The 12,081-nt window shown below is 34.3% G+C and carries 8 protein-coding genes; 5 read left to right on the top strand and 3 right to left on the bottom strand.

Annotation, left to right across the window (positions count from 1 at the left end):
* Positions 1 to 336: 336 nt before the first annotated feature.
* Positions 337 to 714, top strand: coding sequence for a universal stress protein (locus tag Bccel_RS18475; protein ID WP_036936714.1), 378 nt, complete (start codon positions 337 to 339; stop codon positions 712 to 714).
* A gap of 134 nt (positions 715 to 848) precedes the next feature.
* The gene (locus Bccel_RS18470; RefSeq protein WP_036936718.1) at positions 849 to 1,121 is read left to right on the top strand and encodes an HU family DNA-binding protein; all 273 of its coding nucleotides are present in this window, start codon (positions 849 to 851) and stop codon (positions 1,119 to 1,121) included.
* Positions 1,122 to 1,219: 98 nt separating this feature from the next.
* Here Bccel_RS18470 and spo0A read toward each other — a convergent pair whose 3' ends face one another.
* From spo0A to aroA, 3 genes are all read right to left on the bottom strand, one after another.
* Positions 1,220 to 2,038, bottom strand: a complete 819-nt coding sequence (gene spo0A / locus Bccel_RS18465) for a sporulation transcription factor Spo0A (protein WP_036936720.1) — start codon at positions 2,036 to 2,038, stop codon at positions 1,220 to 1,222.
* A 109-nt stretch (positions 2,039 to 2,147) separates the two neighbouring features.
* Positions 2,148 to 2,657: a shikimate kinase gene (locus Bccel_RS18460; protein WP_036936723.1), complete on the bottom strand. Its 510-nt coding sequence runs from the start codon at positions 2,655 to 2,657 to the stop codon at positions 2,148 to 2,150.
* Between the two features lie 145 nt (positions 2,658 to 2,802).
* A complete protein-coding gene (gene aroA, locus Bccel_RS18455; protein WP_036936726.1) occupies positions 2,803 to 4,080 on the bottom strand; it encodes a 3-phosphoshikimate 1-carboxyvinyltransferase in 1,278 nt (425 codons plus the stop codon).
* 1,137 nt (positions 4,081 to 5,217) lie between these two features.
* Between aroA and Bccel_RS18450 the strand changes: the two genes are divergently transcribed.
* The 3 genes from Bccel_RS18450 (at position 5,218) to Bccel_RS18440 (ending at position 12,047) form a co-directional block, all read left to right on the top strand.
* On the top strand, positions 5,218 to 7,782 hold the full coding sequence (locus Bccel_RS18450) for a glycoside hydrolase family 9 protein (protein WP_036936730.1): 2,565 nt from the start codon (positions 5,218 to 5,220) through the stop codon (positions 7,780 to 7,782).
* Between the two features lie 257 nt (positions 7,783 to 8,039).
* Entirely contained in the window at positions 8,040 to 8,951 is a 912-nt protein-coding gene (locus Bccel_RS18445; RefSeq protein WP_036936732.1) for a ribonuclease Z, read from the top strand.
* A 423-nt stretch (positions 8,952 to 9,374) separates the two neighbouring features.
* Complete coding sequence (locus tag Bccel_RS18440) at positions 9,375 to 12,047, top strand: beta-propeller domain-containing protein (RefSeq protein ID WP_050753619.1); 2,673 nt, start codon at positions 9,375 to 9,377, stop codon at positions 12,045 to 12,047.
* Positions 12,048 to 12,081 lie beyond the last annotated feature (34 nt).

Here is a 12,081-nt window from a genome sequence, read left to right as displayed (position 1 = left end):
CTTTGTATGATTATATAAAAATCAAATATATTAAAGGTGATAATCTATTGTATTTGTCTTAAGTAATTCCCGTAGAATCGTTGGTTATTTGCTCTGCCAAATGTAGATTATTAACACTTTTAATATAAGTAATATTTAAGTCATTACTTATGTAAGATTTTTATTGATATATGTAAGCTATAATAATATTAATATACTATGCTAAAAAAGGCAATATAAAGGCAGAATAACATTGGATAATTTTTCACGACAACGACCAAGGTTCAAAAATCACCTCGTGATTTTTTATATAGTTTATGGTATAATTTAGTTATCATAATGGAAGGGGTCATGTATTTGAATTCAAAACGTAATATACTTGTATGTATTACTCAGCAAAAGACCTGTGAAAGATTGATAAGAGAAGCCGCAAATATTAAGAGTGATTATGAAGGTGAACTTCATGTAATTCATGTGGCAAAAAATGAATGGAAATTTCTAGACAATGTAAAAGAGGGTGAGGCATTGGAGTATTTATTCAAAGTATCAAAATCAGTTGGTGCCAATTTATCAGTATTAAGATCTGATGATATTGTCGAGACAATACTAGATTATATAAAGGAGAATGATATTAATTTTGTAGTTGTTGGTAAATCAAAGGAAATGCACAAGGAGAATAATTTTATTAAAACGCTGGAAAATAATATTAGCAATGTTGAGATATGTATTGTTTAGTGCGAAAAAATGGAAGAATGTGCCAAATATTTAACTTTTATGGTTAAAAAGTACTAAATTATTGCTAAAAGCTTGACTTAATGCTACTTTCATTATAAAATATTGTCGAATTCCAAATACAGGAGGTTGTGTAAATGAATAAAACAGATTTAGTTAATGCGATTTCTTCAAAGTCAGGTTTAAACAAGAAGAATAGCGAAGCTGCTTTAAATGCTCTTATCAGTACAGTGCAAGAAACCCTTAAAAAAGGTGATAAAGTTGTTCTTGTAGGTTTTGGCACTTTTGAAGTAAGAGAAAGAGCTGCAAGGAAGGGGAGAAATCCTCAGACTAAGGAAGAAATTACTATACCAGCTTCAAAAGCACCTGTATTCAAAGCTGGCAAAGGTTTAAAGGATATCGTAAACTAATAAAATATTATATTATTTTGGCAAAAGAAAAACCCTTTGTAAAATTAAGGGTTTTTCTTTGTTTTTAATATTTTTTCATTGCAGGGCGTTTAAGTATATCATTGCTTTTGATAATTCATATTAATCCTGACTTTATCTGCTAACATAGCTATAAATTCTGAATTGGTTGGTTTGCCTTTGCTATAGTTTATAGTATACCCAAAAAGAGTATCGATGCTATCGGGATTACCTCTTGCCCATGTGCTTTCTATTGCATTTCTTATAGCTCTTTCCACCTTTTGGGGAGTTGTATTGAACTTCTGTGCAACAGATGGGTAAAGAACCTTTGTAATTGAACCAAAGAGCTTTGAGTTATTAACTGTTTGCACTATAGCTTCTCTAATATATTGATAACCTGCCATATGGGGTGGTATGCCAATATCACGCATCATGTATGTAACCTGTACTTCTATATCATTTGCACTTTCAGAATTCTTCAAAATGGATGAAGAAGCCTTTTGGACATAGTTCTTGCTCTCGTGGAAGGATGATACGCGATTTTCTCTATATAATTGTTTTATCCTGGAAATGAGAACCTCAACGCTAAATGGTTTAACGATATAGTATTCTGCTCCTAAGGACATAGCCTGCTGAATAAAAATATCCTGACCAATTGCTGACAGCATGATAAAAATAGGTTTTCTAACATTAGGTGTTGTAGCTAACTTTTCAAGAACACCTATTCCATCAAGGTTTGGCATAATTACATCAAGTATTACAACTTCGGGCTTTAATTCTTTGATTTTTTCAAGTGCCTGCAGGCCGTCTCTTGCTATTCCAACAACCTTGATTCCTTCGGTCTGGTTCAAATAGTCATAAAGTATATCACCAAATTCGATATTGTCGTCTGTTATTAGCACGGATATTTCATTTTTCATAATTTTACATCAACCCCTAATAAATGATACTGGACTTACAAATCTATAAATATTTTCATTAAGTCCAAATAATTAATCCTATTGTTTTTTGTATAAGTTGCATTATTTTTTAAAGTATATTGTCGCTTTGTATAATATTCAAAATCTCCTCAGAAATCTCAGAAGAGGGCTTTTCTTTGCATTCTATTAATATATCCCCATAATTTTCATAAAGAGGTATACGTTCTAAGTAAGTATCATAAAAGCTCTTTCCATCCTTACGTGCCAATTTTCTATCTTGTGCAACTCTATTTTCCAATATTTCAAAGTCTGTCTTTAAATATACCACTATTCCATTCTTTTTTAGATGTTCCATGGCTTCTTTACTATATATAACGCCGCCGCCCGTTGCTATTATTGAATTTTCTACAGACAAATCCATTATGACCTTTTCCTGTATCTCCAAAAATTTTTCCAGCCCATGGCTAATTACATAGTCCCTTGGAGATAAGCCTGTTATACTTTGAAGTAAATGGTCGGTATCAAGAAAGCTTTTCCCGGTTTTATCGGACAATAAGCTGCCGACTGTAGTTTTTCCCGAGCTAGGCATACCTATCATTATTATATTGCTTTTATTCATATATATCTCCATAAATAATTATATTTAACTATATTATATAATGTTTTTTATATAAATGAAAAGGTAGTAATCTTTACTTTTGTTTGTAGTAAATCCATTTACAATTAGCTATTATACTTTGCCAAAAGCAAGATCAATAAACTTTTCATATAGAATCAGTTAGATGAATTTTTCCTCCGCAGCTTTTTATTAGGTCGCCAAATTCCGGGAAAGTTACGTTATAAGCCTCCGCACCATTTATAACTACCTTACCGTCAATATTTAACCCTGCTATAGCTAAAGACATAACAATTCTATGATCATCATGACCTTCAACATTGCCGCCTTTTAATTTGCTTTGCCTGATAATAAGGCCGTCTGGAAGTTCCTCAATATCTGCACCAAGCTTTTTTAACTCCATGCACATGACAGAAATTCTATCGGTCTCTTTAAGCCTAGCTTGAGGTACGTTTACAAGTCTAGTTTCACCATCAGCAAAGCACCCTAAAACCGACATTGCAGGTAACGCGTCAGGAATAGAGTTCATATCGATTTCCATTCCCTTAAGTCTGTTACCTTTAACTCTAATGCTGTTACAGTTTATATCTACAGTAGCACCCATTTCTTTTAAAATGGAAAAAACCATTTTATCTCCCTGAGGGTCAGACATATCTAAATTTTCCATTACTATTTCTTCACCGGAAATTGCAGCCTGAACTGCAAAGAACGTAGCTGATGAAAAATCACCGGGAATAGATAGGTTAAACGGCTTATATGATTGATTGCCGTATATATATATTGATTTAAAGTCGTTATTTTCGTATTTTATTCCTTGCTTGTCAAGCCACCAAAGGGTCATTTCCACATATGGAGCTTCATTCAATCTTGTTATATTTATTTGAGAATCACTTTGCAAAAGAGGAGTGTGTATGAGCAAAGAAGACAGATATTGTGATGTCACTGCATCAATGCTTGTATTACCGCCTTTTAGTATACCTTTTACCACAACTGGAGCAAGTCCGTTATTTCTTGTAGATAAAATATCAGCTCCCAAAGCATTCAAAGATTCTATCAATGGGCCTAATGGGCGTCTTCTTATCTGATAATCGCCTGTCAACACTGTAAAGCCGCTGCCCAAAGATGCAGTTGAAACCGCAAATCTCATTGTAGTACCTGAATTTCCTACGTCTACTATATCATCAGGGGTCATTGGATTGATTCCAAAGCCATCTATTTCATATTTATTATCTTTGAAGCTGATGTTTGCACCAAAAGCTTTACATACCTTTACTGCAGAATTTGCATCATCTGAGATTAAAGGATCGTAAATATGTGAAGTTCCTTTTGTGAGGCTGGCTAAAAATAGTGCTCTAATGGTATGCGATTTCGAACCTGGAATTTTAATTTTTCCAGTTACTTTTGATTTTTCTGCTATTAAGTACATACTAACCCCTTTCGTTAAACAATTATCCTGATTTATATATCTATATTAATATAGTTATCTTTTCTAGTCAAACTCGATTTCTGATTGGACTTGATGTTTTTACTGATAAAATGCAAAAAGTATAAACAAATGTATTTGGTAGAAGGAAATATAAATAAAATAATTTAAAAGATTTGCTATTTAATTGTCAATATTGGTAACAAGGATGAAAAAGCAGAAAATTAGTTGACTTAAATATAAATTTTGGATAAAATTTAACTATAAAATAACTTTTAATGTGCTACAATAGCTCATAAAGTAATTGTTTTAATAATATGATATACGCCTAAAATAAAATGACAGATCACGTATATAGTGCTGTCTCGTTTATTTTTTATCACCGATTGACTATGTTTTCACATAAATAGAATTAACATACAATTCAAAAATAAAAAGTATATGTGTATATGAAAGTAATATGCTGTTATCTTCTGGTGATAACGGTGTTTTACAAATAGATTTTAGAAAATTGTACAAAAAATGTTCTTTGAAAAGTGAATATCATACACTAATATATGCTATAAACTCAATACAAATTCTATTTTCTAAATAACATTTGCTGAATTCTACTTTAATATTATATATTCTAGTAAGACAGAAGAATAAAATATACTTTATGAAGGTTACTAAACCAGACTATTTGTATTTATAAATGATTTAGTCTTTTATATAAGTATCTTGTAAATTTTCCTTCAGTCTTGATATTATGTAACGGAATGTTCCTTATATTTTACCATTTATGCACTCATATCTTCATTTTCCCAATTCCCAATGTAACAGTATGTTTTTATTTAACAAATATATGTTTAAGCGAATTGACAATAAACTGTCAAAATGTAATGGGCAGTTAGTTGTATACTTAAGCTGTAATGCTGTTAAATGGCGAAGATGTGAAAGGTTCAAAAAGATAAAGTGTTAGACTTCCATATTCATAAGGTCATAGGAGATTATATTAAATAGTTTAGCGAAATATTATTGGGAAACTGGTTATGTATTGTTAAGTAATATATCAATTTTATTTAGTGATGATACCACTTTTGAAACAAATTTTTTGTTCAGTTTCTAATTAATTTGTTTACTAAAATAGGAGGGAAAAAGATGCTAAAAAAATTATCAGTGATAGGGCTGCTTTGTACAACAGCATTAGCAGCGAAGATGACAGGTAATGCAGCTGAAATTCTACAGACCACAGACTTTAAAGGTGGGGTCAGCTTACCATGGCACATATCCGAAAGTAATGAGCAAAACTCATGGTCAGAAGTAAAGAATGGTGAGTATGTTGTTCATATGGAAGGAAAAGGAACCAACAAATGGGACGTACAAATCAGACACAGAGAAATGTCAATTCAGTCAGGTCACAAATATACAGTGAAATTCTCGGTAAAAGCAAGTAAAGCTACCAAGATCTATGCAAAGATCGGTGATATGGGTGAACCTTATGGTGAAGTCTGGAATAATAAATGGGCTCCATATTCAATTTCAGCAGGACAAACCCTTAATGTAACCGATACATTTACAGCAGACAAAGACTATAAGACTGCTGAGTGGGCATTCCATCTTGGCGGTGAGTTAGTGAGTTCACTCCCAGTTGATATCAGCTTTATATCGATGTCACTTACTGACCCCGAGTTCAAACCGACACCAGTGCCTACAGCAACACCAGCAAGAGATATTCGTGTAAATCAGCTTGGATATTTCCCAAATGCTGCTAAGAAGGCTACTTTTAAAGTTAATCAAGGTGCATCTACTACTACATGGCAGTTAAAGAACAGTTCAGGAACTGTTGTTGCTTCCGGTACTACTCAGCCATATGGTCCTGACCATGCTTCCGGTGAAGAACTGCAAATAATAGATTTCTCAGACTATACAACACCAGGTAAGGATTATCAGCTCGTTGCAGGTAGTGCTTCAAGCTTCAAATTCGATATTGGCGATGATATGTACAGCACAATGAAATATGACGCACTCAAATATTTCTATCATGCAAGAAGCGGTATAAAAATAGAAATGCCATACTGTGTTGACAGCAAGTGGGCACGTGCAGCAGGTCATACAACTGATAACCCTAAGTTGATTACAGGAAGAAATTACAATGGTCCTTCATCAATTGAAGGTTCAGGCGGATGGTATGATGCCGGTGACCATGGTAAGTACGTTGTTAACGGCGGTATATCATTATGGACAGTACAAAACATATATGAGCACTCCCTTGCAAAAGGAACAGATGATCAATTTGCTGATGATACAATGAATATTCCTGAAAGTGGAAACAGCAAGAGCGACATACTTGATGAAACACGTTGGGAAATGGAATGGATGCTGAAAATGCAGATTCCTTCAGGTTATGACAGAGCAGGTATGGCAGTTCATAAGATGGCTGACGTAGCTTGGACAGCTTTAGCAACTCGTCCTGATATGGATGATCAAGACCGTATATACTATCCACCATCAACAGCAGCTACATTAAACCTCGCAGCATGTGCTGCACAAGCTGCACGTATGTGGAAAGATATTGATTCAGCTTTCTCATCAAAATGTTTGACTGCAGCAGAAACAGCTTATGCTGCTGCTAAGAAAAATCCTGCAATATATGCTCCATTCGGCCAGGAACCTGGTAGCGGTACTTATGGTGATAACTATACAGAAGACGATTTCTACTGGGCTGCATGTGAATTATATGTTACAACTGGTGATTCAGAATACCTCTCAGATATAAAAGGTTATAAGAATGCTTTCCAAATGCCTGTTACATTATCAGGTGAGTCCAACGGTATGGCTGGATGCTTTGACTGGGGTGCTACAGGTGGATTAGGAACCCTTACACTCGCATTGCATAAATCAGAAGAGTTCCCAGAAGTTGGTGAAAGTATTAAAAAAGCAGCAGATACATTCATAGGAGTACAAGCACAAGAAGGTTATGGTATTCCTCTTGAAGAATCAACTTATATAAACGAGTTTGCTGGTCAGTCAGAAGAAATAACTGGTTATCCTTGGGCATCAAATGCGTTTGTTATAAATGAAGCTATTGTTATGGCTTATGCATATGATGTAAGCGGAGATTCAAAATACTTTAACGGTGTTACAGAATCAATGGACTACTTGATGGGCCGTAACCCAATGTTACAGAACTATGTAACAGGATATGGAGAAAACCCATTGAAATATCCACACCACCGTTTCTTCTGTCCTCAGATTGATGCTTCATTCCCATCAGCACCTCCGGGATTCCTCTCAGGCGGACCAAACTCCGGTTGTCAGGACCCATGGGCTTCAGGTGCAGGTTTGAAGGTTAACAAGGCACCAGCACAAAAATGCTTCCTCGACCACGTTGAATCATGGTCAACTAACGAAGTAACAATCAACTGGAATGCTCCACTTGCTTGGATTACTTACTTCTTGGATTCTTACAATGATATAGATCCATCTACACCACCTAAGAATACTCCTACACCTACATCATACACAGGTGGAAAAGTACCTGAAGATGTAAATCGTGATGGTGTTGTTAACATGGTAGATGTTATGAGAATAGCAACAGCTTTTGGTACAGTTAGTGGAAACGTAAAATTCGAACCTGCATGCGATTTGAATAGTGATGGAGCTGTAAATATGGCTGACGTTATGAAGCTCGCAGTTAAGTTTGGATATACTTATTCATTATAATAAATTTTATATGTAGATAATTAAATTCGTAGTATAATTGAGAGGTATGAAAATGTAAATTTTTCATACCTCTTTTTTATATAGAATTTAAGAATTGATTTGTTCTTCTGATATATATTAAGAGAGATAACTAATAAAATAGGAATGACCAAAATATAACCTCTGCTATAAATTTGGCTAATGTTTCGACTTTACTTGTCAACATACGCTTGGAATTGGAAGTAATATTTTAATCATACCTTAGCTAGGAGAATATTATGCTTGATATTTGTCTATTAGGAACAGGCGGTATGATGCCATTACCTGACAGGTGGCTTACATCCGCATTAATTAGGTTTAATGGGAAAATGATACTTGTTGACTGTGGGGAAGGGACACAGATAACACTACGGAATGTGGAATGGGGCTTTAAATCAATTGAGGCTATTTGCATAACCCATTTTCATGCCGATCATGTTGCAGGTTTACCTGGTCTGCTTCTTACAATTGGTAATTCCGGCAGGGAAGAAACTCTTAAAATAATAGGTCCAAGGGGGCTAAAAAAAGTTGTAGAATGCTTGACCTATATATCGCCGCAGCTGCCGTTCGAACTGGAATTGATTGAAGTTGATGATTGTGATAATAGAAGCATTGATATTAATGGTATATCAATAGAATATATTTTGTTGGATCATAACATTACCTGCTTTGGGTATAGCTTTAGTTTAAAACGCCCAGGTAAGTTTGATGTTGATAAGGCAAATAAATCAGGTGTTCCCCAAAGAATATGGAGTAAGCTTCAAAAAGGTGAAGAAGTCATATATGAGGGAAAGATTTATAAACCTGATATGGTTTTAGGTGAGGCTAGAAGAGGACTAAAAGTTTCTTACTGTACCGATACAAGGCCAACTGAGGCAATGGTAGATTTTATTAATGAATCGGATTTATTTGTTTGTGAGGGTATGTATGGAACAGATGACAAGCTTAAGAAGGCTATTGAAAAAAAACATATGTTATTTTCAGAAGCTTCACAATTAGCATTGAGAGGAAATGTAAAGGAAATGTGGCTGACTCACTTTAGTCCATCCATTACTAGCCCTGAAGAGTTTATAGATAGTGCAGTAAGTATATTTAAGAATACAGTAATTGGTCAAGACTTGATGAAAAAGACTTTAAGATTTGATGATTAATAATAAATAATAAATATTTAATATTTATTATTTAATGTCTAATATCAAATATCTAATATCTAATATATCATTTATTATATATTTTAAATTATAGTTTTAAACGTATGTTTCATTTCAAATTATGTGTATAATATTATTTACGACGTTAATCATCATTGACAAAGTGTGTGTCAAAATAATATAATAATAACGTACAAAATACATTATAAAGGTATACATAACAAAGAAATAAATGTTAATGTATTGAAGAATATGACAAGTTAGTAAATCTATATTAATACTGTTTATACTTGTATGAAAGTACCAAATGTGTTTTAGGTCTACACTTTCTAATTTACAGTTAATTTGGTTTATAGATAGTTGCATTGAGTGGATTGTCTATATAATAAAAGTTACAAAACAAAAAAAGAAAGAGGGGGTCTTATGACAAGTAGTTTTAGTAGAAGTACTAGAAGTCTATTAAGCATCACACTTGCAGTACTGATGTTATTTAGTATGTGTTTGGTTACAAAGGCTGAGGACAGTAAGGTAAACTATAAGGTTTCAGGATTTGTATCGGTTGAAGCTCCGAGTACTCCAGTTTATGAAATAATGGTATATTCACCGGTAAAAGTTGAGATTGAGGGAACGGATCTTACTGCAACTGCTGATAGCAGAGGGTATTTTGAAATCGTTGGTGTTCCTGAGAATATGTCAGGATACACAATTAAATTCAGTAAAAGAAATTGTCTTACTAGAACAGTAGAGGGAGTTGCAGTACTTGCAGATACAGTGATAAGTACGGAAAAAGAGCCTATCATGTTGTGGTCCGGCGATGTTGCAAAGGATGGTGTTCAGGATGGTGCCGTTAACTTATCTGACGCCATAACTATTGCTACAGCTTTTAATTCAAGCTCAGACAGTCCTAAATATAAAAAGGATTGTGACCTTAATGCAGATAGGTCAATAAATATTGCTGATGTAGTTATTGTTGCAAGAAACTTTAATAAAACAGCACAAGACTATAGAAAGCATTTTGCACCATTACCTGTTGTTGGTTCATTCGATAATTTAAAGAAGATGATTCCGGCTAGCAGCTATTCTTCTTACTACTATTTAGATGGCAGAGTGGCTGCAGGCGGTATGCCAACGCCAGCTCCAGTTGCAGTGCCAAATGCTACAGCAGTACCTGGCGGTGCAACGCCAAGTGCTCCAAAAAGTACTGACTATTCAAAAGTAAATAGTCAGGTGGAAGGTGTAGATGAAGCAGATGTTGTACAAACAGATGGTGAGTACATATACCAGGTTAATAAGAATAAAATTGTTGTTGCAAAAGCTTATCCGGCAGATAATATGGAAGTTGTAAATACTCTCAACCTATCCGCTGATACTTCATTTACTCCAAGAGAAATGCTCCTTGGAAAAAATAAGCTTATCGTCATTGGCACATCGTATGAGAGTGTTAAAGTAAGTCCTACTACACTAGTACCTGTAGTAACACCAATACCCAAGGTATCTACGGTACCTGTGGTATCTACAGTATCACCAGCTTCAGTAACTCCAGCAACAGCATCAACTTCAGCAGTAAAATCAACCCCAGCACCTTCATCATCTATGGGCATTGCAGTACCACCAACATACTTTATTCCTACTTATAGCACGGTAACAACAAAAGCTTTTATACTTGATATAACAGACAAGAAAGATATCAAGAAAATCAGGGTTGTTGATATAGATGGAAACTATATTTCCTCCAGAAAGATTGATTCTGTATTATATTTGGTAACAAATAAATCAATATACAACTACATACAATTTGGTGATACTGATTATGCAAAACCACGTTACCGTGATACCAATTTGGGTGATAGTTATAATTGTATTGACTATGATAAAATTAACTATTTCCCTGAGTTTATAAGACCAAACTATTTGAATATTGCCGGTCTAGATGTTGAGGATAATAACAGTGAGCTTCACTTCACAAGTTATCTTGGTGCCGGTGATAAAATGTATGTGTCACAGAATAATATTTATATTGCTGAGACTAACTATTATTCATATCCAGTACTGCTTGCAAGGCCTGCAGTTGGGGTATCTGTTATGCCGGCTTATAATACACAAAACACATTGATATACAAGTTCTCCATTGACAAGGGTGAATCAAAATTTAAAGGAAAAGGTGAGATTCCTGGTATTATTCTAAACCAATATTCAATGGATGAAAACAAAGGATACTTCAGAATAGCAACTACAGTAGGTTCAGTATTTGGTACCGGTGAAAACATTTCAAAAAACAACTTATATGTTATGGATGATAATTTTAAGGTTACAGGAAAAATAGAGAATATTGCTCCGGGAGAAAAAATTTACTCAGTTCGTTTTATGGGCGACAGGGGATATATGGTTACATTCAAAAAAGTTGACCCATTATTTGTTTTTGACTTAAAAGACCCAAATAAGCCAGCTATTTTGGGAGAACTCAAGATACCCGGATATAGTGATTATCTGCATCCTTATGACGAAAACCATGTAATAGGCTTTGGAAAAGATTCAATTGAATCGGGTTCAGACCAATTTGCGTGGTATCAGGGTATGAAAGTTGCAATGTTTGATATTACAGATGTCAATAACCCTAAAGAGCAATTCAAGGTACTTATTGGTGACAGGGGAACAGAGTCAGAGCTTCTTCGCAATCCGAAAGCCCTTCTATTCTCTAAAAGTAAGAACATAATGGCTTTCCCTGTATCACTGTATGAGATTCCGGCAGAAACCAAGCAAGATACATCCATTAAAGTTTCAACAACAATGCCTCAATATGGGAAGTTTGCATACCAGGGTGCTTATATTTTCAATATAGATATGGAAAAAGGTTTTGTATTAAAGGGAAGGATAACGCACCTTGCTGATGATGAATTGGCTAAAATCAATTCTTTAACATATTACAGCGGTAGCAGTGACAACTATATAAACAGGATAATGTATATAAACGACATTCTTTATACATTGTCAAACAATAAGATAAAAGCAAACAACATGTCGGATCTGAAAGAATTAAACAAGGTAGATATTGTACAGCCGTCCACTGTATCTCCAACACCTCCAATATATTATTAATTAATGACTTATAAATATTTAATGACTTATAAAT

It is taken from the genome of Pseudobacteroides cellulosolvens ATCC 35603 = DSM 2933 (genome assembly GCF_001262605.1).
GTDB lineage: Bacteria > Bacillota > Clostridia > Acetivibrionales > DSM-2933 > Pseudobacteroides > Pseudobacteroides cellulosolvens.
This window is presented reverse-complemented; position numbering and strand designations above follow the sequence as displayed.

What these genes read in the sequence shown, in the direction of transcription:
- Bccel_RS18470 (WP_036936718.1), top strand. Translation starts at nt 849, where the DNA reads ATGAATAAAACAGATTTAGTTAATGCGATTTCTTCAAAGTCAGGTTTA.
- spo0A (WP_036936720.1), bottom strand. Translation starts at nt 2,038, where the DNA reads ATGAAAAATGAAATATCCGTGCTAATAACAGACGACAATATCGAATTT.
- Bccel_RS18460 (WP_036936723.1), bottom strand. Translation starts at nt 2,657, where the DNA reads ATGAATAAAAGCAATATAATAATGATAGGTATGCCTAGCTCGGGAAAA.
- aroA (WP_036936726.1), bottom strand. Translation starts at nt 4,080, where the DNA reads ATGTACTTAATAGCAGAAAAATCAAAAGTAACTGGAAAAATTAAAATT.
- Bccel_RS18450 (WP_036936730.1), top strand. Translation starts at nt 5,218, where the DNA reads ATGCTAAAAAAATTATCAGTGATAGGGCTGCTTTGTACAACAGCATTA.
- Bccel_RS18445 (WP_036936732.1), top strand. Translation starts at nt 8,040, where the DNA reads ATGCTTGATATTTGTCTATTAGGAACAGGCGGTATGATGCCATTACCT.
- Bccel_RS18440 (WP_050753619.1), top strand. Translation starts at nt 9,375, where the DNA reads ATGACAAGTAGTTTTAGTAGAAGTACTAGAAGTCTATTAAGCATCACA.